This window comes from Enterococcus sp. DIV1444a (assembly GCF_051712125.1).
GTDB lineage: Bacteria > Bacillota > Bacilli > Lactobacillales > Enterococcaceae > Enterococcus > Enterococcus faecalis.
In genome coordinates, this window is sequence record NZ_JBIOOG010000001.1 from 785,558 (window position 1) to 811,417 (window position 25,860).

Sequence of the window (25,860 nt, forward strand, 5' to 3'; positions counted from 1 at the left end):
AGGAGAGATAACATGGAGTGGACACAGATTTTTATTCCCATAGTGGTGAGTTTTGCCATTACAGTGAGCGTAATGCCACTATTCATTGGCTATTTTCAAATGAAAAAACAAGGACAGGTTACTCGTGAAGATGGCCCAACTTGGCATAGTGTGAAAACAGGTACCCCTACAATGGGGGGAGTCGTTTTCCTTGTAGCAAGCTTGATTACTTCGCTAGCAATGGGGTTGTTTTTCCACCAATTTACGCCGTCTCTACTAATTATTCTATTTATTTTAGTATTATACGGTTTGCTAGGTTATTTAGATGATTTCATTAAAGTCTTTAAAAAACGGAACATGGGCTTGAATTCTCGTCAAAAATTAATTGGTCAAATTTTTGGTGGGTTGGTTTTCTACTTTGTTTATCGAAGTGAAGGCTTTTCAGACACTTTAGACTTGTTTGGATTAGCAGAAGTTCCGTTAGGTATTTTTTATGGCGTGTTTATTATTTTTTGGTTAGTCGGTTTTTCTAATGCCGTGAATTTGACAGATGGGATTGATGGCCTAGTTGCTGGTTTAGGAACAATTTCCTTTGGTACCTATGCAATCATTGCCTGGAAACAACAACAATTTGATGTTGTGATTATCTGCCTAAGTGTGATTGGTGGGCTGATTGGCTTTTTCCCTTATAATAGAAAACCAGCAAAAATCTTCATGGGTGATGTTGGTTCATTAGCATTAGGTGGATTGTTAGCAGCAATTTCAATTATTTTGCATCAAGAATGGACGCTACTTTTAATTGGACTTGTCTACGTTTGCGAAACAGCAAGTGTTATTTTACAAGTTGCTTCTTTTAAATTATTTGGTCGACGGATTTTTAAAATGTCACCAATTCATCACCATTTTGAAATGTGTGGTTGGTCTGAATGGAAAATTGATTTTGTCTTTTGGTCTGTTGGCTTAATCTGTTCAGGAATCACATTATGGATTCTTTTCTAATCTATCAAAGGGGAAATTGACAATGAAAAAAATAACAACCTATCAAAACAAAAAAGTGTTGGTTTTAGGACTAGCTAAAAGTGGTGTCAGCGCAGCGAAACTCTTACATGAGTTAGGTGCGCTCGTTACCGTTAATGACGCAAAACAATTTGATCAAAACCCTGACGCCCAAGATTTATTAACCTTGGGTATTCGTGTTGTTACAGGGGGGCATCCAATTGAATTGTTGGATGAAGAATTTGAACTAATCGTTAAAAATCCTGGTATTCCTTATACAAATCCACTTGTGGCAGAAGCACTAACTCGGGAAATTCCTATCATAACTGAGGTGGAATTAGCAGGTCAAATTGCCGAATGTCCAATTGTCGGCATTACGGGCACCAATGGCAAAACAACCACGACTACGATGATTGGTTTATTGCTAAACGCTGACAGAACGGCTGGTGAGGCACGTTTGGCGGGAAATATTGGTTTTCCAGCGAGTACGGTGGCTCAAGAAGCAACAGCCAAGGATGATCTTGTAATGGAACTTTCTAGTTTTCAGTTGATGGGAATTGAGACGTTTCACCCACAAATTGCAGTAATTACAAATATTTTTGAGGCACACTTGGATTATCATGGTTCGCGGAAAGAATATGTTGCTGCCAAATGGGCCATTCAAAAAAACATGACCGCAGACGACACCTTGATTTTAAATTGGAATCAAGTAGAGCTTCAAACGTTAGCCAAAACCACAGCTGCTAACGTATTGCCTTTTTCAACGAAAGAAGCAGTAGAAGGAGCTTATCTTTTAGATGGGAAATTATATTTTAATGAAGAATATATTATGCCCGCCGATGAGCTAGGGATTCCTGGCAGTCACAATATTGAAAATGCACTCGCAGCGATTTGTGTAGCTAAATTAAAAAATGTATCGAATGCTCAGATTAGACAAACATTGAAAAACTTTTCGGGCGTTCCTCATCGAACGCAATTTGTTGGTGAAGTTCAGCAAAGACGTTTTTATAACGATTCAAAAGCAACCAACATTTTAGCTACAGAGATGGCGTTAAGTGGGTTTGACAACCAAAAGCTACTTTTACTTGCTGGCGGCTTGGATCGTGGCAACTCATTTGATGAATTGGTTCCTGCTCTGCTAGGACTCAAAGCAATTGTTTTATTTGGAGAAACCAAAGAAAAATTAGCGGAAGCTGCTAAAAAAGCGAACATTGAAACAATTTTATTTGCTGAAAATGTTCAAACGGCGGTTAGCATTGCCTTTGATTATTCGGAAAAAGATGATACTATTTTACTATCACCTGCTTGTGCAAGCTGGGACCAATACCCGAATTTTGAAGTACGCGGGGAAGCCTTTATGCAAGCTGTTCAACAATTAAAAGAAAGTGAAATGTGAGAAAATGAAGATACTAGTAACTGGTGGTGGCACAGGTGGGCATATTTATCCTGCGTTATCCTTCGTCGAACACGTCAAAAAAGAAGCACCTGCAACAGAATTCTTGTATGTGGGAACAGAAAATGGCTTAGAAAGTCAAATTGTGCCAAAGGCGAAAATTCCATTTAAAACGATTAAAATTCAAGGATTCAAGCGTTCACTGAGTCCTCAAAATTTTAAAACAATTTATTTGTTTTTAACAAGCATTAATAAAGCGAAAAAAATTATTCGGGAATTTCAACCAGATGTGGTCATTGGTACAGGCGGTTATGTTTCTGGTGCAGTCGTTTATGCAGCCCATCAATTAAAAATACCGACAATTATTCATGAACAAAATAGTATCCCTGGAATGACAAATAAATTTTTAAGTCGTTATGTGGATAAAATTGCGATTTGTTTTCCGGATGTCGCTAGTTTTTTCCCGAAAGAAAAAACAATTTTAACAGGGAACCCGCGGGGACAAGAAGTCGTAACGGTGGAAAAGTCAGCTATTTTATCAGAGTTTGGCTTGGATCCAGCAAAGAAAACGGTGGTTTTATTTGGCGGAAGTCGCGGTGCCTTGAAAATCAATCAAGCGTTTGAACAGGCCTTTCCTTTGTTTGAAGAGAGAGAGTATCAAGTTTTATACGCTTCAGGAGAAAGATATTATCAGGAACTTCAAGAAAGTCTAAAGCTTTCTGAAAAGAAATTGACAAACATAAGTGTGCAACCGTATATTGATAAAATGGTTGAAGTGATGGCTAATACCGATTTAATGGTGGGACGTGCAGGAGCAACCTCGATTGCGGAGTTCACCGCATTAGGATTACCAGCAATTTTAATTCCGAGTCCTTACGTCACTAATGATCATCAAACGAAAAACGCGCAAAGCTTAGTAAAAGTTGGTGCTGTTGAAATGATTCCAGATGCAGAATTGACCGGCGCTCGTTTGGTTGCGGCAATTGATGATATTTTATTAAACGATGAAAAAAGACAACAGATGGCAACGGCGTCCAAAGGGGAAGGCATCCCAGATGCAAGTGATCGTTTGTATCAAGTTGTGAAAACGTTAGTCTGAGATAGGAGGTGTGGAAGATTAGTAACGAGAACGATATATTCAAAAAAAGAAAACCATTACCTCCAAAAAAATCGGAAGAGTCTCAACCTGAACTGACACCTTGGCAAAAACAAAACCAAGAATATTTGAAGAAACAAGCGGAAGAAGCTGCTTCAAAAGGTGAAAAGGAACAAGCAGAAGTCACCATCACTTTACAAGAACAAAGTCAAGAAGAGCCTCAACAACATCTTCCACAAGAAACAGTGGAAGAAGAGGAGCATTTTGCAGATCGTTTACCGAACGTTAAGAAAACACGGAACAAGCGGTTATACAGGCGTTTAGCCTTTATTTTAACTTGTTTAGGGACAGCTATTTTAGTGGCACTGTATTTTGTTTCGCCTCTTAGTCGATTGAGTGAAGTGACAGTTTCAGGGAACAAAAGTATTGAAAGCCAAGCGATTATTCAGCAGTCAAAACTTGAAACGGGCAGTGGTTTATGGGAGCAGTATTCGAATCGAAATTATTTTTCTTCAAATATTCAGAAAAAGTTTCCAATTATAAAAAAGGCGAACATTAAGTTAAATGGTATTAATTCATTTAAAATTGATATTCAAGAGTATCAAATTGTCGCGCTTGCTGCGACTAAAGGCGGCTATCATCCGATTTTAGAGAATGGTAAAACTTTGGCGGAAACCACCAAAGCTGCTGAAAGTGGCAAACCAATTTTTGAGAATTTTAAAGAGGATAAATTAATCCCTGAATTAATGGCCTCTTACAACAAATTGCCTCAAGAAATTAAACAAGGAATTTCAGAAATTAAATATGCACCATCCAAAACCAATAAAGACTTGATTAATGTCTATATGAATGATGGAAATCGAGTGATTGTTAATATTTCTGATTTAAGTGAAAAAATGGCTTATTATTCACAAGTAGCCGAGCAAATGGACAAACCTGGAATCGTTGATATGGAAGTCGGCATTTTTTCTTATCCGTATGAAAAAGAAAGTGAAGAGACGGGCAGTGAAGTTTCCGAAGATTCAGCGGTTGGAAATCAAGAAATTGCAGACCAAAATGCAGGCGTAGCAACGGATGAAGCGAATAACGGTACGCCGACAAATGGAGAAAATCAAGAAGTGCAACAAGCAGAATAAGTTTTTTACAAAAATGTTTCAAAAATTAACGAACAAATTCGTATAATCTGCTTTCTAAAACCCCCATTTTTATGGTAAAATTGGAAGAAGTGAATAATACTAAAAAAGAGATAGTTAAACGGACGCCTTTGTCCGCTTAGATATTGGAATTAATAGGAGGAGGAATTCCGTTCATGGCAAAAACAGGAATGTATGTAGGCCTCGATATTGGTACAACTTCTGTCAAAGTAGTTGTCGCTGAATATATTGAAGGTCAAATGAACATCATCGGCGTTGGAAATGCAAAATCAGACGGTTTGAATCGAGGGATTGTCGTCGATATTGATCAAACAGTTCAAGCAATCCAACGGGCCGTTCGACAAGCCGAAGAAAAAGCCGGCATTCAAATTAAAAGCGTAAATGTTGGATTACCAGCGAATTTATTAGAAGTAGAAAGCTGTCAAGGAATGATAGCTGTTAGTAGTGAATCAAAAGAAATTACAGATGAGGATGTGCGCAACGTCGCATCTGCAGCTTTGGTTCGTTCAACTCCTCCTGAACGTCAAATTGTTGCAATCTTACCGCAAGACTTTACCGTCGACGGCTTTGAAGGCATCAAAGACCCACGTGGAATGCTTGGCGTTCGCATGGAGATGTTTGGCGTTGTCTATACTGGACCAAAAACAATCATCCATAACATCCGTAAATGTGTTGAAAAAGCTGGCTTAGGAATTAACGAATTAGTGATTACGCCGCTTGCTTTAACGGAAACAATTTTAACAGATGGCGAAAAAGACTTTGGAACGATTGTCATTGATATGGGTGGCGGTCAAACAACGACATCTGTTATTCATGACAAACAATTGAAATTTACTCATGTTAACCAAGAAGGCGGCGAGTTCATCACGAAAGATATCTCAATCGTGTTGAATACTTCTTTTAACAACGCCGAAGCCTTAAAAATTAATTATGGGGATGCTTATCCGGAAAGAACTTCAGCGAACGAAGAATTTCCTGTTGATGTTATCGGTAAGTCTGAGCCTGTAAGAGTGGACGAACGTTACCTTTCAGAAATTATCGAAGCGCGTGTAGAACAAATTTTGAGAAAATCAAAAGAAGTTCTGGATGAAATTGATGCGTTTGAATTACCTGGAGGCGTTGTGTTAACTGGTGGCGCCGCTAGTATGCCAGGTATTGTTGATTTGGCGCAAGAGATTTTTGAAGCCAACGTAAAACTATACGTACCAAATCACATGGGCTTACGTAACCCAGTCTTTGCTAATGTCATTAGCATTGTGGAATATTCAGCGCAACTAAACGATATTTATCACATTGCCAAATATGCAATCCCTGGTGAAAAATCGAAACCAGCACAGTCAGTCGCTGTCCAACAAGAAGTTCGCTATGACACATATGCTGAACAGCCTCAAGAAGAATACGAAGAATTCAACGAACGTGAGTCTGGTGAAAAAATGACCGGCAAAATCAAAGACTTCTTCTCGAACATTTTCGACTAATCACACAAACAGGAGGATACGATATCATGGAATTTTCATTAGACAATAACATTAACAACGGTGCAGTCATTAAAGTTATCGGTGTAGGTGGCGGCGGCGGAAACGCTGTAAACCGTATGATCGAAGAGAACGTTAAAGGCGTGGAATTTATCACAGCCAATACAGACGTTCAAGCATTAAAACATTCAAAAGCAGAAACAGTGATTCAATTAGGCCCTAAATACACTCGTGGTTTAGGTGCTGGTTCACAACCAGAAGTTGGCCAAAAAGCTGCAGAAGAAAGTGAACAAGTGATTTCAGAATCATTACAAGGCGCTGATATGATTTTCATTACTGCTGGTATGGGTGGCGGAACTGGTACAGGTGCTGCGCCAGTAGTTGCAAAAATCGCTAAAGAATTAGGCGCTTTAACAGTTGGTGTAGTAACTCGTCCATTTAGTTTTGAAGGTCCAAAACGTGGTCGTTTTGCCGCTGAAGGAATTGCCTTATTAAAAGAAAATGTTGATACACTATTAATTATCTCAAACAACCGCTTATTAGAAGTCGTTGACAAGAAAACACCAATGCTTGAAGCTTTTAGAGAAGCAGATAACGTTTTACGTCAAGGTGTTCAAGGCATTTCTGATTTAATTACAGCTCCAGGTTACGTAAACTTGGACTTTGCTGACGTGAAAACAGTGATGGAAAACCAAGGAACAGCTTTAATGGGAATTGGTGTAGCGAGCGGCGAAGAACGTGTAATTGAAGCAACGAAAAAAGCTATTTCTTCACCATTGTTAGAAACATCAATCGATGGTGCGGAACAAGTCTTATTAAACATTACTGGTGGTTTAGATATGACCTTGTTTGAAGCGCAAGATGCTTCAGATATCGTTACAAATGCTGCTTCAGGTGATGTGAACATTATCCTAGGTACATCAATCAATGAAGATTTAGGCGACGAAATTCGTGTAACAGTAATCGCTACAGGTATTGATGAATCAAAAAAGGATAGAAAACCGCACCGTCAAACGAGACAAGCGGTTCAACCAATGCAACAAACAACTCAATCTGTGGAAATGGATCAACCAAAATCACAAGAAGAAGCAAGTGCTTTTGGCGATTGGGATATTCGCAGAGAACAAAATACACGTCCAAAAGTTGATGAATCTTCATTAGAACAAGTAGATAAAAAAGAATTTGACACATTCCACCGTGAAGAACCAAATCACAATGATGACGAATTAAGTACGCCACCATTTTTCCGCAGAAAACGATAAGGAGCATCGATTAGAAATGATAGCTGAAAACTTAACAAATATTAATAATCAACTTCAGCTAGCATGCAAAAGCTCACAGCGCTCTGTTGCTGATGTGACAATGATTGGCGTCACTAAATCAGTAGGAATTGAGGAAGCAGCAGAGCTTGTTCAGCTTGGTGTCCAGAATTTAGCTGAAAACCGAGTAGATAAGTTACTAGAAAAGAAAGCTGGATTGGAAAAATTTAATGATATTCAGTGGCATTTAATTGGTAATTTACAACGTAGGAAGGTAAAATTAATTATTAATGAGATAGATTATTTTCATGCATTAGATAGTCTGAGTCTAGCCAAAGAAATTCAAAAAAGAGCAACGAAAGTTATTCGTTGTTTTGTTGAAGTGAATATAACTGGGGAAGAAAGCAAGCACGGCTTTCGTAAAGAAGACGTCTTACCTTTCATTCAAGAACTTGCTGATTTGGACAAAATTCAAATCGTCGGTCTAATGACTATGGCACCTTTTGGGGCAAGTGAAGAAGTATTACATGCAACATTTAGAGAATTAAAAGAGCTGCAAATGACCGTAAATGAGAAACATTTATCTTTTGCTCCTTGTACAGAACTTAGTATGGGAATGAGTAACGATTTCCCAATCGCAGTTGAAGAAGGTGCAACTTTTATACGAATCGGAACAGCGTTATTCAGAGATGCGTAAAGGAGAGGAATTTATGTCAATTTTTAACAAGGATGCGTTATCGAGCTTTTTTGGCTTATCTGGCGAAGAAGATGATTATTATGATAACTACGAAGAATATGAAGAGCGCAAAGCAGTTAATGAACCACCACGTCGTGCAGCTCGGCCTAAACCACAACGCCCTGTTCAACAACAGGAAAGTTACAGTCAGCCAGCTTATACACAACAAAGTGAGCCTGTAGTTGAAAAACCTTCTGCACGCTATCGTTCTGCTGAAACGCATCAAGAAAGAGACACACAACAAGCTGCTTACACAGAGAAAAAAGTGGTTTCTATGCGTAGTTCTAATCAATCAGCGACTACGAACACAAGACGAGCACAAGAAAGCACCGCCAATGCAAAAACACATAAAATTACTATTATTGAACCACGTGTGTATTCAGAAGCAATGAGCATTGCGAAACATCTATTTGCTGAAGAAGCCGTGCTAGTTAATTTTACATTAGTAGAAGAAGACCAAGCACGACGCATCGTTGATTTCTTAACTGGTACTGTGTATGCTTTAGACGGAGATATTCAGCGCGTTGGCAATGAAATCTTCTTATGCACACCAGCGAATATGGAAATTGATAGTGCAACAGCACAATCTTTAGCCAACAAACAATTCTTTGATTTCTAAGCCTTAGGGAGGTGTTATTATCGCAACACTGATTACTCTATTATACAAAGGCGTTCAAATCTATTCAGGATTACTAGTGATTTACGCGCTACTTTCATGGTTTCCAGGAGCATATGATTCTGCTTTCGGGCGTTTGCTCTCTAGAATTTGTGAACCATACTTAAGTTTGTTTGACCGTTTGAATTTAAGGATTGGAATGGTTGGATTTAACGTAATGGTAGGGATTATTGTCCTTAACCTAGCAGCGGGTGGCTTAGCAGTCATTTTACGAGCTATTGTTTATTAATAACTTTTAGAAAGGATGATTTATCTATGAACGCAAATGTGTATCAACATTTCCGCAAAGATGAACATCCTTTTATTGACACTGTCGGGGGTTGGCTAGAGCAAGTAGAGATGCAATACGCGCCTTATTTGACAGACTTTCTTGATCCTAGACAGGCGTATATTTTGGAAACGTTGATTCGACAAAACAGTGATTTATCGTTTACTTTTTATGGTGGTTATGAGCAAGCAGAACGAAAACGCTGCTTGATTTATCCAGCGTATTACATACCAGAAGAGACAGATTTTGGTGTTGTATTATTTGAAATTATTTATCCATCTAAATTTGCGACATTATCTCATGGGAAAATTTTAGGCACCTTGATGAATGTTGGGGTTCGTAGGGAAGCCTTTGGAGATATTATTTCCGATGGCGATAAGTGGCAGGTTTTTATAGCACAAGAAGTAGCTGGCTTCGTTGTTAACCAAGTCGACAAAATTGGTAAAATTACTGTTCGCTTAGAAGCGCGGGATTATACACAAATTTTGATACCGAAGGATGGTTGGCAAGAAGAGCGAACGACTATGAGCTCTTTGCGGCTGGATAGTGTGATTTCCGCCGTATTTAATATTTCAAGGCAGCGATCAAAACAATTGATCGAATCTGGTAAAGTAAAAGTCAATTGGACAGAAACGACACGACCAGATTTTGCCTTAGACTTATTAGATATTGTTTCGATACGAGGATTTGGGCGCCTTCAGATTCAAGAGTTAGAAGGAAAAACAAAGAAAGAAAAATTCCGTGTCCTCTTAGGGGTATTGAGAAAATAATCTCGAACTTTTGTTTAAGAAAACCATTTTGGCTGTTCATTCAGACGAAGTTGTGTATAATAAAAAAAGTAAGATATTTGCTATTTCAGGATTAGTATGAGAATGTGTTCATAAGGGGTTTTACAAAAATAATCCAAAGAGGTGAAGGAATATGGCATTAACTCCATTAGATATTCAAAACAAAGACTTCTCAACAAAAATGAGAGGCTATAATCAAGACGATGTAGATGACTTTTTAGATCAAGTCACACGTGATTATGAAGATGCATTACAAAAAAATCGTGAACTTGAGAAATCATTAAAACACGCAGAAGAAAAATTACAATACTTCAATGAATTGAAAGATGCATTGAACCAATCAATTATTGTTGCACAAGATACCGCTGATAAAGTGAAATCAAGTGCCAATAAAGAGTCAGAAATGATTATCACTTCGGCAGATAACCAAGCCAAAGAAACCTTGGTAGAAGCAGAACGTAAATCAAATGCAATGATTGCAGATGCTGAAGCGAAGTCAACACAAATTTTAGCAGAAGCAATTGAACGTGCCCGTCAATTAGCTGGGGAAACAGAAGACTTGAAGAAGAAAACACGTGTCTTCCATCAACGCTTAAGCTTAATGCTTGAAACTCAATTAGAGCAAGTAAAGAGTGAAGAGTGGGAAGAGATTTTAAAGCCTTTTTCTAGTTATGTCGGAGACAAACATACAGCAGTTAAGGAAATTCTTGATGAACAAGACCTTGACAACGAAAATGAAACTGTTGTAAACTCTGAAGAGAACACAGATGCTGTAGTAGAAAAAAAGCCTGTAATTGAAGTCACTGAAGAAACAATTGAAGAAGAATCAAAATAGATAGAACAGAACGTTTAATGTTTATTCTTAGCAGCGAGTCAATGATAGTGAAAGTTTGACAGACACTGGCATTAAACAGATCCTCTATCCTAGATGCAGTTCTGAACGTTTGAGTAGGAACTGCCGGATAATTACCGTTATCAATTTCAGAGAAAGTAGGGGTAACTCTACTTTGAATTTGGGTGGTAACACGAGTACTTCGTCCCTTGGGATGGAGTACTCTTTTTTTATCTACTTTTATCAGCTATCGTTCATCTTTAGTATGAATAACACAATTAAATCAATAAAATGAAAGCGAGGCAAATGCATATGAAAATGAAAGAAACATTGCAATTAGGAAAAACAGCTTTTCCAATGCGTGGAAACTTGCCTAACCGTGAAGCAGAATGGCAAAAAGATTGGGAAGAAAAAGGCTTATATGAACAACGTCAAAAACTAAACGAAGGAAAACCAACCTTTGTTTTACATGATGGACCTCCGTATGCAAACGGAAATATCCATTTAGGGCATTCTTTAAATAAAATCAGTAAAGATATTATTATTCGTTCAAAATCAATGTCCGGTTTCCGTTCTCCTTATGTGCCAGGTTGGGATACCCATGGTTTACCAATTGAGCAAGTGTTAACCAATAAAGGGGTTAAACGTAAAGAAATGACTGTCGCTGAGTATCGCGAAAAATGTAAAGAGTATGCCTTATCACAAGTCGATAAACAACGTAACGATTTTAAACGTTTGGGTGTGTCAGGCGATTGGGAACATCCATACATTACGTTAGATCCAGAGTATGAAGCAGCAGAAATTCGTGTTTTTGGTAAGATGGCAGAAAAAGGCTATATTTATAAAGGCTTAAAACCAATTTATTGGTCTCCTTCAAGCGAATCTTCTTTAGCAGAAGCAGAAATTGAATACAAAGATGTAAAATCACCTTCTATTTATGTAGCTTTTAATGTGGTCGATGGTAAAGGTCTTTTAGATAACGAGACAGCCTTTGTAATCTGGACGACAACCCCTTGGACATTACCAGCCAACTTAGGTATTTCAGTTAATCCTGATTTTACGTATGTTGAAGTGAAGGCAGACGGTCGTAAATTTGTAATTGCTAAAGATTTATTAGCAACAGTTAAAGAATCGATTGGTTGGGAAGAAGTAGAAGTCTTGCGAGAATTTTCTGGTGAAAAATTAGATCGTATGACAGCTCAACATCCATTCTATGATCGAACATCACTTGTTATGCTAGGCGACCACGTGACGCTAGATGCCGGGACTGGCTTAGTTCATACCGCACCGGGACATGGTGAAGATGACTATATCGTTAGCCGTAAATATGATCTACCTGTTATTTCTCCTGTTGACAGTCGAGGAGTCTTTACAGATGAAGCACCTGGCTTTGAAGGGATTTTCTATGATAAAGCGAATCCAATGATTACTGAGTTATTAGAAGAAAAAGGCGCGTTATTAAAATTAGATTTCTTTACGCATAGTTATCCACATGACTGGCGTACCAAAAAACCAGTTATCTACCGTGCAACGCCACAATGGTTTGCTTCAATCTCTAAATTCCGTCAAGATATTTTAGATGAAGTTGAGAAAGTTGACTGGCTAATTCCTTGGGGAAAAACACGTTTGTATAATATGATTCGTGACCGTGGTGATTGGGTAATCTCTCGCCAAAGAGCGTGGGGTGTGCCATTACCAATCTTCTATGCTGAAAATGGGGAAGCCATCATTACGCCAGAAACAATTGAACATGTAGCGAATTTATTTGCAGAACATGGATCAAATATCTGGTTTATGCGTGAAGCAAAAGAGTTACTACCAGCAGGCTTTACACATCCAGGTTCACCAAATGGCGAGTTTACCAAAGAAACAGATATCATGGACGTTTGGTTTGACTCAGGTTCTTCACATGAAGGAGTTTTACGAGAAAGAGAAGAGTTAACTTTCCCAGCAGATATGTATTTAGAAGGTTCTGACCAATATCGTGGTTGGTTTAACTCAAGCATTACAACAAGTGTCGCTATCAATGGGGTAGCGCCTTATAAATCAATCATTTCTCAAGGGATGGTTCTCGATGGCGAAGGCCGTAAGATGAGTAAATCGTTAGGCAATACTATCTTACCTGAAAAAGTTATCAACCAAATGGGGGCAGATATCTTACGCTTGTGGGTAAGTAGTGTTGACGCGGAAGCCGATGTGCGTGTCTCAATGGATATCTTAAACCAAGTATCTGAAGTGTACCGGAAAATCCGTAATACTATGCGTTTCTTGTTAGCGAATACGAGTGATTTTAATCCAGCTGAGCATACTGTAGCTTATGCTGATTTACGTTCTGTAGATAAATACATGACGGTTCGTTTAAATCAAGTCATTCAAGAAATCCGTGAAAATGGGTATGAAAAATATAATTTCATGCATATTTATCGGACAGTTATGAACTTCTTAACGGTAGATTTATCTTCTTTCTATTTAGACTTTGCGAAAGATGTCGTTTATATTGAAGCAGAAAATGATTATCAACGTCGTTGTATGCAGACTGTTTTCTACCAAACATTGGTTTCATTAACAAAACTATTGACACCAATTATTCCACATACAGCGGAAGAAATTTGGAGTTTCTTACAAGAAGAAGAAGAGTATGTGCAATTAGCTGAATTCCCAGGTTACGAAACGTTTACTAATGAAGAAGAATTGATGGATACATGGGCAGCCTTTATGGATTTCCGTGACAATGTCTTAAAAGCGTTGGAAGAAGCTCGTCATTCTAAATTAATCGGTAAATCGTTAGAAGCCAAAGTGACCGTTTATCCAAATGAACAAATTCATCAATTAATGACAGCTGTTGATGCAGATATTGCTCAATTACTAATTGTTTCCGACTTTGAAGTATCCAAAGAAGTAGCACCTAGTGAAGCTGTTCAATTTGAAGACATGGCTATTTTAGTTGAAAAAGCAGAAGGCGAAACGTGTGACCGTTGTCGTTCCGTTCGTCAAGATGTCGGCTCAGATGAAAAATTACCAACACTTTGTGGCCGTTGCGCACACATTGTGGAAGAAAATTATCCAGAAGCGGTTGCTGAAGGATTCGAATAAACAAGAAAAAAGATCCGCTAGTCGTTAACTAGCGGATCTTTTTTCTTGTTTATTGATCAAGTTGACCGCGGTCACGATACCAGTTATCTGGTTGCCATTCCCAAGTAAAGCCATCTTTTTCTAATAAGTCGAAGGCAGCTTGCGGGCCCATTGTGCCAGCAGCATAATTAGGGAAAGAAACGTCTGTTTTATCCCAAGCATGTCGAATAATATCAACAATGCGCCAAGATTGGGCAACTTCGTCCCAATGAGAAAAGTTTGTACTATCGCCATTTAGGCAGTCTAATAGAAGTTTTTCGTATGCTTCTGGACTATTTTCAGTCATTTCAGCACTTTGACGGAAATCAAGTTTCACTGGTGTTGTATTGAAGCCTTGACCGATTTCTTTTCCATTTAAGGTTAATGAAAATCCTTCAGTTGGTTGGATATAGATGGTTAAAACATTCGGTGGTAAATCGGTTTTATCACATTCTTCACACGTATCATCTTTGAAGACATTAATAGGTACTTGTTTAAAGACGATGTTAATGCGTGTGCCTTTTTCAGTTAATCGTTTACCTGTGCGAACATAGAAAGGGACGCCAGACCAACGGAAATTATCAATTAAAAATTTACCAGCAACAAAAGTTTCAGTGGATGAAGTTTCTGCCACATTCGGTTCATCACGATAGGCTGCAAATGTTTGATCAGCTAGCTGACCTTCGCCGTATTGTCCACGCACGAAATTTTGAAGGGCTTCTTCTTCAGAATAAAGGCGGATAGCACGTAAAGCTTTTACTTTTTCAGTCCGAATTTCTTTTTCAGAAAAGGCAACAGGAGGCTCCATAGAAAGCAAAGCAACGACTTGTAAAATATGATTTTGAACCATATCTTTTAGTGCACCACTGTGGTCATAATAGCCGCCACGATCCTCGACACCTAAGCTTTCAGCGAAGGTAATTTGGACATTATCAATATAACGATTGTTCCATTGTGATTCAAAAATATTATTGGCAAAACGAATGGCTGAAATATTTTGGATCATTTCTTTGCCTAAGTAATGGTCAATTCGGAAAATATCTTGTTCAGGAAATGCAGCACGAATCTCTTCATTTAATTCGTAGGCAGATTCATAGTCAGAACCAAATGGCTTTTCGATAATTAGACGATCAAAGCCTTCTTCCGAAATAATATGTTGCGATTTCAAGTGATTAACAATGGTTCCAAAGAATTGAGGGGCCATAGCTAAATAGTATACGTGATTGCCCTCTAAATGATATTGTTCATTTAGACGATCAGATAATTCTTTTAAGGTATTATAATGTTCCGTATCATTCACATTATGTGATTGATAATAGAAATGACTAGAAAATTCAGTCGCCTCTTCGGCCGTGGGCTTTAAGTCTTGAATGGTTTCACGAACGATTTCACGATAGTATTCGTCTGTCCATTCCCGACGTGCAGTACCAATCACCGCAAAACGCTCAGCTAATAATCCTTTTTTATATAAGCGGAACAGGGAAGGATACAATTTGCGTTTGGCAAGATCGCCTGTCCCCCCGAAAATAGTAAATAAAGCTACTTTTTCATTCATTAGTTTTCCTCACTTTCTCTAATCAACGGCTCAACAAAAATTGTGTTTGCTGCTTTGAAGCTGACGGATAGTTCTTTGTGTTCATTATAAATGGTGATAGGTCCTTCATATGCAGCAATTTCTTTAATTGTATATTCTTCTTGAATATTTAAATCAATGGAAACTAAATAATCCAGTAATTCTTTTTCGTCTAAGACACGCGCAATACGAATTTTTGTGCCAACAGGGTAGTCTGTTAGCGTTTGGCGTTTTTCCTCATGAATGGGTTGATTATCTTCGGGAATAACACCACCGTGTGGACAAAATTCTGGATGATTTAAATAATCCGCTAATCGGTTCACAAGCGTTTGTGAAGTAACATGTTCTAAAACTTCTGCCTCTTCGTGAACGTCATTCCAAGTATAATTTAAGTGCTCTACTAAAAAGACTTCCCAGATTCGGTGTTTGCGAATTAACGTACTCGCTTTTTTTAAGCCTTTTTCAGTTAATTGTACCCCTTGATAAGGAGAATGCTCAACCAAATCTTCTTTTACTAACTTTGAAATCATCTCACTAACCGAAGCTGCCGAAACATCTAGTCCAGAAACAATTTGTTTATTATTCACTTTAACTTCGTCGCCACCTAATTCAAAAATTAATTTTAAATAGTCTTCGCGATTTGGTGTCATAGGGGCTCATCCTTTCAAAAAAACATCATCCTAAGTTTATCAGAAAAAGGCGCATTTGACTATTTAATAATATTCAAGTTGTAAGAAAACTTTCTGAATGCTTTTGCAAGGGATGCAAAAAACAAATCACCCACGACACATGCTTAATTTCATGTGCGTGGGTGATTTGTTAATTGTAAATGGCACGTTCTAGTGTGTAGGTTTCGTCGTCGGCTTCATCGTAAAGCGTTGCAGGGACACCATTTTCACATTGAATGATTAAATGATAACCTAACTTGTCTAAGATAACTAAGCGTTTAGGACTTAATTCAACAAGCATGGCATGCATTTGTTTACCATCAATGAAAACATTGAAAGATGAGGTGATTTCCAAGGTGTGTTGCGTGGCTTTCTTCACGTCTACAAACCACCAATGCCCAGTATAATTGTGTTGAAGCTCCTGTGGGGAAGGGAGCTGTTTGTTTTTTTTCCAGAGGATAGAGCCTGCTAATCCAGTAAGTAAAGATGCACCAACCAAGAAAGTCCAATGTTTTTTCAAAGAAATTCCTCCTAACCTTCATTTTCATTTATTCGTCTTCGTTACTTTTATTATATAGAACTTGTCTAAAATATTCGACTAAATCGCTGAGAATTGACAAATATTTAATGATTGACACAAGATAGTAAAATTGTTGGTTTTGGTCTATACTTTTCCTTGTTTTTTTATGGTATAGTGTGTAAGAAAGGAAGTCTGTGTATGAAGTACCCGAATGTCCAACTCGCTTATTTTATCGAACGACCCAATCGGTTTATTGCACACTGTCGTTAAATGGAGACGAATGAAGAAGTGGTCACACATGTCAAAAATACTGGCAGAGGGAAAGAAGTCTTTTTACCAGGTGCTATTGTGGCGCTTAGTTATCAACCATCGCCTAAAAGAAAAACAGATTACGATTTGATTGCAGTAAAAAAAGGTTCTTTTTGGATTAATATTGATAGCCAAGTACCGAATACATTAGTCAATGAAGCGTTAAAAAATGGTCAAATTGTGCTTCCTGGTTTAGTTGGTACGATCCAAACTGTTAAACGTGAGCAACGATTTGCACATTCAAAATTTGATTTTCTCGTGGAAACGGATGCAGACGAACAAGCTTTTGTCGAAGTGAAAGGCATGACTTTAGAAAACAAAGGCGTTGGTGCTTTTCCTGACGCGCCAACACTTCGTGGCTTGAAGCATGTCACTGAACTAATGGCTGCAACTAAAGCGGGTTACCGCTGTTACATTTTGTTTGTGGTCCAATTTGAAGAAATTAAGCAAGCAACGATTCACCAAGAGATGCAACCCGCCTTTGCTGAAAATGTGGGTGCTGCAATTGATCAAGGTGTGCAAGTCCTTGCTTACAATTGCCACGTAACACCAGCAACGATTGAACTTAAGTCACAGGTAACCTTTGATTTATTACAGGCATTTGATGATCCTAATAAATAACTTGAAGAACTCCTAGCACTTTAAGGCAGGGTAATTACGTGACTTTTGTACGAGAGATTACTATTATAAAGAGAGTAAATAAACAAAAAATGGAGGTTTTTGATTATGATACATTTAGGCGTAATTGGTACCAATTGGATTAGTCATCAATTTGTTGCAGCAGCTTTAGAAACGGGTGCGTATGATTTAACGGCTGTTTATTCTCGGAAACTAGCAACGGCACAAGAATTTGGTTCTCGCTATGGGGATGTGGAATATGCAATTGATTTAGAGACGTTTTTTGGTATTGCACATATGGATACGGTTTATATTGCCTCACCAAATTCATTACATTTTGAACAAGCGAAACAAGCAATTTTAGCGAAAAAAAATGTAATTGTTGAAAAACCAGCTTTTTCAACGCCTGATGAGATGGCAGAAATTATTGAATTAGCGAATAAAAATCGTGTGTATTTCTTTGAAGCGGCCCGTAATATTCATGAGCAAAGTTTCCAAAAAATTGCTGAATTATTGCCATTAAAAAACCAAATTTTAGGTGCGAATTTTACGTATATGAAATATTCTTCTCGCTATGATCAAGTATTAGAAGGCAAAGAGCCAAATATTTTTTCTCCTCATTTTTCTGGGGGAGCCTTAGCAGATTTAGGCGTTTATTTAGTTTATGCAGCCTTGGGCTGGTTTGGCGTACCAAACGAAAGCCATTATTTTGCTAGTAAAATTGCGACAGGTGTCGATGGCTTAGGAACAATTATTTTACGTTATGATCAGTTTGACGTGACGTTAAACACTGGGAAAATTAGTGATTCTTTTGCGCCATCCGAAATTTACTTTGAAAACGGGACCTTGATTTTAGATAGTGTCAATGCTATTTCTTCGGCTGAGTACCATGATCGCGCACATGAAGAACGTGATGTCTTAGATATTCAAGTAGCCGATAATCCAATGATTGAAGAAGCTCGTGATTTTGCAGCAGTTTTAAATAACCCAACAGATAAGTATTGGGGCACCAAGTATGAAGAATGGGTTGAGCTTGCTCGAAATGTCAATAAAGTAGTCACTGATTTACGTCATAGTGCCGGCATTATTTTTGATGCTGATAAATAAGAATTAAGCGATAGGAAAGGAACAATATGAGATTTTTAGAACAACTTCCAGAGGCTTGGCAAGAACAGTGGCAAGCTTCTGGCTTTAACGAACCATCAACGATTCAAGAAAAAAGTTTTACGCCCCTTCGCGAAGGAGAAAATGTTTTAGGAATTTCGCCGACAGGAACTGGAAAAACACTTGCTTACATGCTGCCTTTACTCTTAACTGTTGAAAAAGGACAGGGAAATCAATTGTTGATTATTGCTCCGTCTCAAGAATTAGCTATGCAAATTGCTGAGGTTGCTCGGACTTGGGCTAAGCCACTTCAATTAACGGTTCAAACGTTAATCGGTGGGGCCAATGTTTCACGCCAGATTGACAAGTTAAAAAAACGCCCCGAAGTGTTAATCGGAACACCGGGTCGGATTTTAGAGTTAATGAAGAATAAAAAAGTCAAAGCTCAGTTGTTAAAAACAATCGTAATGGATGAAGTTGATCAACTTTTCCAAGAGGAAGAGCTAAGTTTAACCAAACAAATTTTGACACACACACCAACCGAATACCAACTTGTTTTTTATTCAGCTACCGCTGACCGTGTTGTGAATCAAGCGCAATCTTTAAGTCAAAAATTACAGGTGATTGATGTGACGGAAGAAGATACTTCAGCAGGTCAAGTCGCCCACTATTTTATTCGGTTAGCGCCAAGAAAAAAAGCCGATTACTTACGTCGTTTGGCACATACAGAAGCATTCAGAAGTATGGTCTTCTTCAATCAAGTTGCTGATTTAGGTGCAGCAGAAGAAAAATTAGTTTACGAGAATGTGCCAGCTATTGGTCTGGCTTCAGATCAAAGTAAACAGTTGCGTAAATTGGCAATCGATCAATTTAAAGCAGAACGAGTGAAGTTGTTACTAACCACGGATATTGCGGCACGGGGCTTAGATTTCACAGGGGTCCCTTACGTCGTAAACGTAGATGTTCCTTTAACTGAAGAGAGCTATATTCATCGCGCTGGTCGCGTTGGACGGATGGGTGCACAAGGGGCAGTGATTACGTTTATCAATGACGGCACTAAAAGAGATTATCAACGTTTAATGAAACAATTAGCCATTCCCTATCAGGAAATCTTTTTATATGATGGTGCACTTCATGAGCAGCCAAAAGCCAAAGATGAATTAGAAAAAAAGAACGTAGCCAAAGATACGTATTCAGAAAAAAAGAGTACGAAAGAAAGAAAACCAGAAACAGTAAATCATGGCGTCAAAGAACCGCAAGAAACACGTAAAAAGAAGAAAAACAAAAAGAAAAACACGAAAAACAAAGGAGCTCGTAAAGCGAAGAAATAACGCTTTACGAGCTTCAAGCAGAACGTTGTATCGAGGAGGATTCCATGAAATCTCGGAAGGAAGAAATCTTAGCGTTACTTCAAAAAAATGAAACTGGCTTAACGGCAGGAGCGGTAGCAGAACAGTTAATGATTGACCGTAGTAATGCCAGCCGTTATTTAAATGAATTATTCAAAGAAAAGAAAATTACTAGAAGTACTGGACGTCCTGTCATCTATTCAGTGCCAACAATCAATGAAGGGGAACAAGTCCATGTGGATGAGTCCACAGCTGTTAGTTTTGATACATTAGTAGGTGCCAATGATTCTTTAAAAGTGAGTATTCAGCAGGCTAAGGCGGCTATTTTATATCCACCAAGAGGTTTGCATACGATTATTTTTGGGAAAACAGGAACAGGGAAATCTCTTTTTGCTGAATGTATGTACCGTTTTGCAATTGATTCAAAAACCTTAGATGAAGATGCCCCTTTTGTCTCTTTTAATTGTGCTGATTATGCGCAAAACCCACAATTATTATTTGGTCATATCTTTGGTGTAAAAAAAGGTGCCTATACTGGTGCGAATGAAGATAGTCCAGGCTTAATGGCAAAAGCAGATGGCGGGATTCTCTTTTTAGATGAAATTCATCGCTTACCGCCAGAAGGTCAAGAAATGCTCTTTACTTTTATTGATAAAGGCGTGTACCGTCCATTAGGAGAAAGTGGCCAAACCTATGAAGCCTCTGTTCAAATTATTGGTGCGACAACGGAATCATCAGAAAACTTTTTAACCACTTTTAATCGGCGGATTCCGATGTCGATTACATTGCCATCTTTAGATGCACGGACGCTAGATGAGCGTTATGCCATCATTTCGTTATTTATTCAGCAAGAGGCAACACGTTTGGGCCAACAAATTGATATCGAACGCGAAGCAGTGTTGGCGTTCATGTTATACGATGCAGAAGGAAATATTGGTCAGGTGAAGCGGGACTTAAAATTAGTTTGTGCTAAGTCATTTCTTTATTATCGGACGCACAATTTAGAACACTTGGTTATCCGTAAACGGGATTTATCGTTACCTGTCCAAAAAGGATTATTAAAAATTAAAGAAGTACCTGAGCGCTTAGATCAATTTGTCGATAGTAAAAGTAATTATTTATCTTTTCAGCCTGGTACCAACAAAATTGTTTGGTCGCAAGATCCAGCTAGAGACATGCAAGTGTACAATGAAATTGAAGAAAAAGTCGCTGACTTGTCCGAAGCTGACCTAGAAAATGTTGATTTAGAAGAATTGATTTCTAAAGATATGAATGCGTATTTTAAAAATTATGTCGAAGAATTAACCCAACATTCTTTACATAAGGAGTTACTACCAGAAGCTATTTGGGACTTAACGAATCGTCTTTATGATATCGCAGAAGAGCGTTTGGAACACACGTACAATGAAACAGCGCGCTTTGCCTTTGCACTTCATTTACAAAGTACGATTGAACGTGTCAAAGAAGGTCATGTGATTGTTCATCCTGATTTAAATAATGTCCGTAAAAATATGAAAAAAGAATTTCAAGTAGCCTTAGATTTATCTTCTATTATTGAAGAAGAGAACAACATAGAGATTCCTTTCGATGAAATTGGCTTTATTAGTATGTTTTTATCTATTAATGTCGGTAAAGAAGAAAGAACTCCAGAAAATAATGTTGGTGTGTTCGTCTTAATGCATGGGGATTCTACTGCCTCAAGTATGTTGAAAACCGCCCAAGAACTTTTAGGAACATCAATCGGAACAGCGATGAATATGCCGTTAACGATGGAAGTTCAAACGATGTATGAACAATTACGAAACCAAGTAATTGCGCAAAAAGAATCGTTAAATAATGGGATTTTGTTACTGACGGATATGGGTTCATTAAATTCGTTTGGAAATATGTTGTTTGAAGAAACAGGTATCCGAACGAAGGCGATTACAATGACGAGCACAATGATTGTCTTAGAAGCTATTCGAATGGCAAGCGTGGGACGAAGTTTAGAGGACATTTACCAAAATATTCAACTTTCTTTTGAAAGCGTTGTGAGAGAACAATTTCGCTCTAGTCTGCAAAAACGTCAAAACGTTAAAAAAGCAGTAATCGTGACGTGCTTTACAGGAGAAGGGGTTGCCGCAAAACTATACCAACGAATCTTACCAGTTATTGATGAAACAAAAGTGGAACTGATTCAAATGCAATTTATTGAACGAGAAACGTTTAAAAAGCATATCGACAACTTGATGGAAGAATATGAAATTAAGGCCATTGCGGGAACTGTGGATGTTGAATATCAAAATATTCCATTCTTTTCTGTCTATGATATTTTTGATGATGAAAAATTAAATGTACTGAAACGGATTGCTAGTGATGAAGTGGCGATTGATACAATTGTTCATTCACTAAGTGGCGTTATTACTTCTGTGGACTCCTTACAAAAATTAATTCTCATGTTACAAAAAACAGTTCATCAAATACAAACAGACATGCATATTATTGTTGAACCAGGGGTGGATGCCGGAATCATGATTCATTTGGCTTTTCTGGTAGATGCTTTAATTAAAGGAGAAGAAGCAAGAACTTTTCCAAACTTAGCGGAATATGTTAAAACACATCGTTTAGAAATCGATGTCGTACGCACGAATTTTATGTTAATTGAACGGGCGTATCGTGTGACGATCCCGGAAGCAGAAGTTGCGCATGTTACCCAAATGTTTTTAGAAAATGAAATTAAAAGTAAACAATAATAAATAAAAAAACATCAAGAAATGAGAAAACGCTCTCTTTTTTCTTGATGTTTTCTTTTGGTAACTTACACACAAATTCATGTGTGTAAGCGTTTTCTTTTAGTGTGTGCACGCTTTTTTCGATGACAAAAGCTGTTATATCAGTATTTTAATGAGGAAAAAACTTGGCACAATTATTGCTATAAATAAAGTGTATAACGTCATAACTTTTAAGGAGATGAAGAAAAAATGGCAAAAAAAACAATTATGTTAGTTTGTTCCGCAGGAATGAGCACGAGTTTATTAGTAACAAAAATGCAAAAAGCAGCAGAAGATCGTGGCATGGAAGCAGACATCTTTGCAGTATCGGCTTCTGAAGCAGATACAAACTTGGAAAATAAAGAGGTGAATGTTTTACTTTTAGGTCCACAAGTTCGTTTCATGAAAGGGCAATTTGAACAAAAATTACAACCAAAAGGGATTCCTTTAGATGTAATTAACATGGCGGACTATGGCATGATGAATGGCGAAAAAGTTTTAGATCAAGCAATTTCATTAATGGGATAAGAAATTAAAACGTTTAAGAAAAGTGAATAGCAAATAAGGATAGTGCATGTTACCAAAGGTTTTATTTTGTACGCTCGATTCATTCGTTTAATGAGGCTACTGCCTTTTTAATAAATATAAATGGATACAGGAGGAATAAAAATGAACGGATTAATGGCATGGATGGAAAAATATATCTTACCAACTGCCGCAAAAATTGGTGCACAGAAACATCTGGTGGCACTAAGGGATGCTTTTATTGGTACATTACCTGCGACAATGGCTGGATCAGTCGCCGTAATGATTAACGCAATTATTCGAGATCTTCCCCAAGAGTTTGTCTCAACTTATGCGGCAAGTTTGGAAGCAGACAAAGGTATTTTTGCAGTATTGAATGTCATCATTGGGATTAATGGTTTTGTTTGGAATGGTACATTGGCTATCGCTGGTTTGATTTTCGCTTTTTCTTGGGGCTATAACTTAGCGAAAGCATACAATGTGAATGAGCTAGCTGGTGGGATTGTCAGTTTAGCTACCTTAATTTCAGGTGTTGCTTTTGCACCAAATAACACAGCTGAATTAGCTGTAAAAGTGCCAGAAAAGATTGCCAACGCAATTAATGGTGCAGAAATTGGTGCGTCAATTGCTAATAATCAATTGACTGTCAATCCATGGGGTTGGTTAAATCTCAATCATTTAAATGGTAACGCTTTCTTTACAGTGATGATTATGGGCGCTTTATCAACCATTATTTTTTGTAAATTAATGCAAGCAGATTTAACAATAAAAATGCCTGATTCTGTTCCGCCAGCAGTTTCAAAAGCGTTTGCGGCAATTTTACCAGCAACAATCGCGTTGTATGTCGTAGCAATTATTAACTTTACTGTCTCAAAACTTTCAGGCGGTCAATTATTAATTGACTTAATTCAAAAATATATTGCGGAACCGTTTCTTGGGTTATCACAAGGACTAGGCGCTGTGTTAATCGTAACAGTTTTTGTTCAAATTTTCTGGTTCTTTGGTATTCATGGGCCAAACGTTTTGGCACCAGTTCTTGAAGGAATTTGGGGACAAGCACAATTAATCAATATTGATATTTTCCAAAAAGGTTATGAAGGAAAAACAGGAACAGCTGCGGTTTTAGCCGCTATTGACGACGGTAAAGCCTACATGTGGGTCCGTGGTTCGTTTGATGCTTTTGCTTGGTTTGGTGGTTCAGGCGGTACAATCGTCCTAATTATTGCAATCTTGTTATTCTCCAAACGAGCAGATTATTTAACAGTCGGTAAATTATCATTAGGACCCGGAATCTTTAATATCAATGAACCGATTATGTTTGGTTTACCAGTTGTTCTGAATCCAATTATGTTTATTCCATTTGTAATTGCGCCATTAGTTGCTACTACCATTGGCTGGGTTGCAACGTATCTTGGGTTTGTAGCTCCAGTTTCTCAACAAGTCGCATGGGTGACACCGCCGTTGCTATTATCTTTCTTAGCGACAGGTGCCGACTGGCGCGCACCAATCGTAGCGTTGGTATGTATGGTAGTCACTTTCTTGATTTGGACACCGTTTGTTATCGCTGCTAACAAAATGGATCCTGCGTTAGGCGAAAGTGAGCAATAGGCAATAAAAACAGCAATTACTTGTATAGAAAGGAGCGAGCGGCATGATTTCGATTGCAAGTGCAATGAAGCAAGAGGAAATTATTACTTTATTAGAGGCATATCAAGGGGAAAATGAAACATTTACTTTTAAAGAAAAGAATGGTATTAAGTTATTTTTTGAAGTTGAAGGAGACCCTGAAACTGCTGCACAAGTTGCAAAACAGCTGATTAAGGAACAACCTTGGGGTGGCGTTTTATACTTCCAAGCAACGGTAGTCTAAAAAGATAGGATGGATGAAAATGATTAGAAATGGATTATTTTTATGTAGTATTGGCTTCTTGATTGTTTTGTATTCGTTGAATCCCAGCTCCTTAAACTATGATTTATTAAGTCTGACAACGGGGATTTTTTTCATTGGACTTGGTGGTTACCTGTTTTTTAAAGGAAAAAAAGTTGCTGAAGAAGAGGCGACAAAGGATGAGGTGAAACGGTAATGGAAATTACGAAAACATTAACTATTTCAGCAGATGAATTTTACACGCAATTAATGAATTCTGTTATTTTTGATATCCGTAAGCAAACAGGCAAAACTCTTACAAGAAAGCAGTTGCGTAAGTTTGAATACATCAAAGAATATAGTAAAAATAGTCGCGCGAAAATAGTTATTGAAGAAGCTGTAGAAAATAAGACCTATCAATTTCGAACATCCACAACTAAAAATGATTTCTCGGTGCGGTATGAGCTCCAGCCAATTGATGAAAAAAGCTGTGAACTGCGTTATACAGAAACAATGGTTTCTTATGGGGCGTTACAAAAACTGAATGATGCAGTATTAGGTATCTTTTTAAGTTATTTTAAAAAGAAGCAGTTTTATAAAATGCTTAAAATGATGGAAACTGCTTAAAGGGAAAAAGCGGCTTTTGTCCAGTTGATTCTCTTCAGCTTTAGAAAGTGAGCGATGAGTCGTTTCGACTTATCGCTCACTTTCTTTTGTTGCATATTATTTTGGAAACGCACACAAAAAAGCTGTGTGTAATCGTTTTATTTTTAGTGTGTACACGCTTTCTATATCAAGAAACGTTGTCTTATCA

Annotated in this window: 23 protein-coding genes and 1 pseudogene; 21 read left to right on the top strand and 3 right to left on the bottom strand. The window is 37.9% G+C overall.

What is annotated here, in order from left to right:
- Positions 1-12 precede the first annotated feature (12 nt).
- The 12 genes from mraY (at position 13) to ileS (ending at position 13,745) form a co-directional block, all read left to right on the top strand.
- Positions 13-978 carry a phospho-N-acetylmuramoyl-pentapeptide-transferase gene (gene mraY, locus IGI87_RS04015; protein ID WP_002368238.1) on the top strand — a complete coding sequence of 322 codons (966 nt, stop codon included), beginning with the start codon at positions 13-15 and terminating at the stop codon, positions 976-978.
- A gap of 22 nt (positions 979-1,000) precedes the next feature.
- Positions 1,001-2,371, top strand: coding sequence for a UDP-N-acetylmuramoyl-L-alanine--D-glutamate ligase (murD, locus tag IGI87_RS04020; RefSeq protein ID WP_438736299.1), 1,371 nt, complete (start codon positions 1,001-1,003; stop codon positions 2,369-2,371).
- A gap of 4 nt (positions 2,372-2,375) precedes the next feature.
- Positions 2,376-3,467: an undecaprenyldiphospho-muramoylpentapeptide beta-N-acetylglucosaminyltransferase gene (gene murG / locus IGI87_RS04025; RefSeq protein ID WP_438736300.1), complete on the top strand. Its 1,092-nt coding sequence runs from the start codon at positions 2,376-2,378 to the stop codon at positions 3,465-3,467.
- Positions 3,468-3,475: 8 nt separating this feature from the next.
- Positions 3,476-4,600: a cell division protein FtsQ/DivIB gene (locus tag IGI87_RS04030; RefSeq protein WP_438736301.1), complete on the top strand. Its 1,125-nt coding sequence runs from the start codon at positions 3,476-3,478 to the stop codon at positions 4,598-4,600.
- Between the two features lie 173 nt (positions 4,601-4,773).
- Complete coding sequence (gene ftsA, locus IGI87_RS04035; RefSeq protein WP_104854490.1) at positions 4,774-6,096, top strand: cell division protein FtsA; 1,323 nt, start codon at positions 4,774-4,776, stop codon at positions 6,094-6,096.
- Between the two features lie 26 nt (positions 6,097-6,122).
- Entirely contained in the window at positions 6,123-7,355 is a 1,233-nt protein-coding gene (gene ftsZ, locus IGI87_RS04040; protein ID WP_002355899.1) for a cell division protein FtsZ, read from the top strand.
- A gap of 16 nt (positions 7,356-7,371) precedes the next feature.
- Positions 7,372-8,049: a YggS family pyridoxal phosphate-dependent enzyme gene (locus IGI87_RS04045; RefSeq protein ID WP_002358890.1), complete on the top strand. Its 678-nt coding sequence runs from the start codon at positions 7,372-7,374 to the stop codon at positions 8,047-8,049.
- A gap of 13 nt (positions 8,050-8,062) precedes the next feature.
- On the top strand, positions 8,063-8,707 hold the full coding sequence (locus IGI87_RS04050; protein WP_010713807.1) for a cell division protein SepF: 645 nt from the start codon (positions 8,063-8,065) through the stop codon (positions 8,705-8,707).
- Positions 8,708-8,735: 28 nt separating this feature from the next.
- A complete protein-coding gene (locus IGI87_RS04055) occupies positions 8,736-8,993 on the top strand; it encodes a YggT family protein (RefSeq protein ID WP_002355902.1) in 258 nt (85 codons plus the stop codon).
- 26 nt (positions 8,994-9,019) lie between these two features.
- On the top strand, positions 9,020-9,802 hold the full coding sequence (locus tag IGI87_RS04060; RefSeq protein ID WP_438736303.1) for an RNA-binding protein: 783 nt from the start codon (positions 9,020-9,022) through the stop codon (positions 9,800-9,802).
- A 151-nt stretch (positions 9,803-9,953) separates the two neighbouring features.
- Positions 9,954-10,655, top strand: a complete 702-nt coding sequence (gene divIVA / locus IGI87_RS04065; protein WP_002355904.1) for a cell division protein DivIVA — start codon at positions 9,954-9,956, stop codon at positions 10,653-10,655.
- A gap of 309 nt (positions 10,656-10,964) precedes the next feature.
- Positions 10,965-13,745, top strand: a complete 2,781-nt coding sequence (gene ileS / locus IGI87_RS04070; protein WP_438736304.1) for an isoleucine--tRNA ligase — start codon at positions 10,965-10,967, stop codon at positions 13,743-13,745.
- A gap of 49 nt (positions 13,746-13,794) precedes the next feature.
- Here ileS and zwf read toward each other — a convergent pair whose 3' ends face one another.
- The 3 genes from zwf to IGI87_RS04085 all read right to left on the bottom strand — a co-directional run bounded on the left by zwf (position 13,795) and on the right by IGI87_RS04085 (position 16,524).
- Positions 13,795-15,318: a glucose-6-phosphate dehydrogenase gene (zwf, locus tag IGI87_RS04075; RefSeq protein ID WP_104854487.1), complete on the bottom strand. Its 1,524-nt coding sequence runs from the start codon at positions 15,316-15,318 to the stop codon at positions 13,795-13,797.
- The gene (locus IGI87_RS04080; RefSeq protein WP_104854486.1) at positions 15,318-15,986 is read right to left on the bottom strand and encodes a metal-dependent transcriptional regulator; all 669 of its coding nucleotides are present in this window, start codon (positions 15,984-15,986) and stop codon (positions 15,318-15,320) included. Before IGI87_RS04080 ends, zwf begins: the two co-directional genes overlap by 1 nt.
- Before the next feature lie 169 nt (positions 15,987-16,155).
- A complete protein-coding gene (locus IGI87_RS04085) occupies positions 16,156-16,524 on the bottom strand; it encodes a DUF4828 domain-containing protein (protein WP_104854485.1) in 369 nt (122 codons plus the stop codon).
- A gap of 198 nt (positions 16,525-16,722) precedes the next feature.
- Between IGI87_RS04085 and sfsA the strand changes: the two are divergent.
- The 9 genes and pseudogenes from sfsA (at position 16,723) to IGI87_RS04130 (ending at position 25,673) form a co-directional block, all read left to right on the top strand.
- Positions 16,723-17,454: pseudogene (sfsA, locus tag IGI87_RS04090) on the top strand (DNA/RNA nuclease SfsA).
- 105 nt (positions 17,455-17,559) lie between these two features.
- Positions 17,560-18,558, top strand: coding sequence for a Gfo/Idh/MocA family protein (locus IGI87_RS04095; RefSeq protein ID WP_002355910.1), 999 nt, complete (start codon positions 17,560-17,562; stop codon positions 18,556-18,558).
- Between the two features lie 26 nt (positions 18,559-18,584).
- On the top strand, positions 18,585-19,886 hold the full coding sequence (locus IGI87_RS04100; protein WP_438736305.1) for a DEAD/DEAH box helicase: 1,302 nt from the start codon (positions 18,585-18,587) through the stop codon (positions 19,884-19,886).
- 44 nt (positions 19,887-19,930) lie between these two features.
- The gene (locus IGI87_RS04105) at positions 19,931-22,636 is read left to right on the top strand and encodes a sigma 54-interacting transcriptional regulator (protein ID WP_113795028.1); all 2,706 of its coding nucleotides are present in this window, start codon (positions 19,931-19,933) and stop codon (positions 22,634-22,636) included.
- Positions 22,637-22,864: 228 nt separating this feature from the next.
- Positions 22,865-23,182 carry a PTS sugar transporter subunit IIB gene (locus IGI87_RS04110; RefSeq protein ID WP_002355913.1) on the top strand — a complete coding sequence of 106 codons (318 nt, stop codon included), beginning with the start codon at positions 22,865-22,867 and terminating at the stop codon, positions 23,180-23,182.
- Between the two features lie 141 nt (positions 23,183-23,323).
- Positions 23,324-24,787, top strand: coding sequence for a PTS sugar transporter subunit IIC (locus IGI87_RS04115; protein WP_113795029.1), 1,464 nt, complete (start codon positions 23,324-23,326; stop codon positions 24,785-24,787).
- Positions 24,788-24,830: 43 nt separating this feature from the next.
- Positions 24,831-25,049, top strand: coding sequence for a hypothetical protein (locus IGI87_RS04120; protein WP_002355915.1), 219 nt, complete (start codon positions 24,831-24,833; stop codon positions 25,047-25,049).
- A gap of 13 nt (positions 25,050-25,062) precedes the next feature.
- Entirely contained in the window at positions 25,063-25,263 is a 201-nt protein-coding gene (locus tag IGI87_RS04125) for a DUF3188 domain-containing protein (protein WP_002355916.1), read from the top strand.
- Positions 25,263-25,673 carry a DUF3284 domain-containing protein gene (locus tag IGI87_RS04130; RefSeq protein WP_002355917.1) on the top strand — a complete coding sequence of 137 codons (411 nt, stop codon included), beginning with the start codon at positions 25,263-25,265 and terminating at the stop codon, positions 25,671-25,673. The genes IGI87_RS04125 and IGI87_RS04130 overlap by 1 nt, the downstream gene beginning before the upstream one ends.
- Positions 25,674-25,860: the final 187 nt, after the last annotated feature.

What these genes read in the sequence shown, in the direction of transcription:
- IGI87_RS04130 (WP_002355917.1), top strand. Translation starts at nt 25,263, where the DNA reads ATGGAAATTACGAAAACATTAACTATTTCAGCAGATGAATTTTACACG.
- IGI87_RS04060 (WP_438736303.1), top strand. Translation starts at nt 9,020, where the DNA reads ATGAACGCAAATGTGTATCAACATTTCCGCAAAGATGAACATCCTTTT.
- IGI87_RS04105 (WP_113795028.1), top strand. Translation starts at nt 19,931, where the DNA reads ATGAAATCTCGGAAGGAAGAAATCTTAGCGTTACTTCAAAAAAATGAA.
- murD (WP_438736299.1), top strand. Translation starts at nt 1,001, where the DNA reads ATGAAAAAAATAACAACCTATCAAAACAAAAAAGTGTTGGTTTTAGGA.
- IGI87_RS04045 (WP_002358890.1), top strand. Translation starts at nt 7,372, where the DNA reads ATGATAGCTGAAAACTTAACAAATATTAATAATCAACTTCAGCTAGCA.
- ftsA (WP_104854490.1), top strand. Translation starts at nt 4,774, where the DNA reads ATGGCAAAAACAGGAATGTATGTAGGCCTCGATATTGGTACAACTTCT.
- IGI87_RS04120 (WP_002355915.1), top strand. Translation starts at nt 24,831, where the DNA reads ATGATTTCGATTGCAAGTGCAATGAAGCAAGAGGAAATTATTACTTTA.
- ileS (WP_438736304.1), top strand. Translation starts at nt 10,965, where the DNA reads ATGAAAATGAAAGAAACATTGCAATTAGGAAAAACAGCTTTTCCAATG.
- IGI87_RS04125 (WP_002355916.1), top strand. Translation starts at nt 25,063, where the DNA reads ATGAAAATGATTAGAAATGGATTATTTTTATGTAGTATTGGCTTCTTG.
- IGI87_RS04110 (WP_002355913.1), top strand. Translation starts at nt 22,865, where the DNA reads ATGGCAAAAAAAACAATTATGTTAGTTTGTTCCGCAGGAATGAGCACG.
- IGI87_RS04080 (WP_104854486.1), bottom strand. Translation starts at nt 15,986, where the DNA reads ATGACACCAAATCGCGAAGACTATTTAAAATTAATTTTTGAATTAGGT.
- mraY (WP_002368238.1), top strand. Translation starts at nt 13, where the DNA reads ATGGAGTGGACACAGATTTTTATTCCCATAGTGGTGAGTTTTGCCATT.
- IGI87_RS04115 (WP_113795029.1), top strand. Translation starts at nt 23,324, where the DNA reads ATGAACGGATTAATGGCATGGATGGAAAAATATATCTTACCAACTGCC.
- IGI87_RS04100 (WP_438736305.1), top strand. Translation starts at nt 18,585, where the DNA reads ATGAGATTTTTAGAACAACTTCCAGAGGCTTGGCAAGAACAGTGGCAA.
- murG (WP_438736300.1), top strand. Translation starts at nt 2,376, where the DNA reads ATGAAGATACTAGTAACTGGTGGTGGCACAGGTGGGCATATTTATCCT.
- IGI87_RS04095 (WP_002355910.1), top strand. Translation starts at nt 17,560, where the DNA reads ATGATACATTTAGGCGTAATTGGTACCAATTGGATTAGTCATCAATTT.
- divIVA (WP_002355904.1), top strand. Translation starts at nt 9,954, where the DNA reads ATGGCATTAACTCCATTAGATATTCAAAACAAAGACTTCTCAACAAAA.
- IGI87_RS04050 (WP_010713807.1), top strand. Translation starts at nt 8,063, where the DNA reads ATGTCAATTTTTAACAAGGATGCGTTATCGAGCTTTTTTGGCTTATCT.
- zwf (WP_104854487.1), bottom strand. Translation starts at nt 15,318, where the DNA reads ATGAATGAAAAAGTAGCTTTATTTACTATTTTCGGGGGGACAGGCGAT.
- ftsZ (WP_002355899.1), top strand. Translation starts at nt 6,123, where the DNA reads ATGGAATTTTCATTAGACAATAACATTAACAACGGTGCAGTCATTAAA.